The sequence below is a fragment of the Demequina sp. B12 genome, from assembly GCF_028823635.1.
Classification (GTDB): Bacteria; Actinomycetota; Actinomycetes; order Actinomycetales; family Demequinaceae; genus Demequina.
The window spans coordinates 1-393 of sequence record NZ_JAPEHU010000018.1; the positions used below are offsets into that span (position 1 = coordinate 1).

The 393-nt window shown below is 61.8% G+C and carries 1 protein-coding gene; it reads right to left on the bottom strand.

Annotated features, from left to right (window positions below; translation table 11 throughout):
* Nucleotides 1–393, bottom strand: a 393-nt coding sequence (locus ON058_RS11070; RefSeq protein ID WP_274669118.1) for a hypothetical protein, incomplete at both ends; no start/stop codon positions are given.

Sequence of the window (393 nt, forward strand, 5' to 3'; positions counted from 1 at the left end):
GCGGACGCATGCCCTCGCCGCCCGGAAGGTAGCCGTTCTCCTCGACCCAGGCCAGTGCCTCGTCGATGGTGGCGAAGCGCATCACACCGTCTTCATCGAGCGGCTTGTAGGTGCCGACCCTGTTGACGATGACTTCAACATCATTGGCGTCATTGATGCCGACTCCGGCGTCACGGGCGTTGTCCTTGTTCTCGGCGATCAGAACCGAATAGCCGCCCTGACCGACGTTCCCGGCCTCGGTCATCGGGATAGAAAGGTCATCGAAGGCGGCAACCATGTCCTTCACCGTGTCGGAAGGCAGTTCATTCGGGTCAGTCGTAGCAGCGCGGAAGCCCAGCGGCATCTTCTCGCTGCCTTCGAAGCGCTCACCGTCGATGTACTGGACGAGTGCGC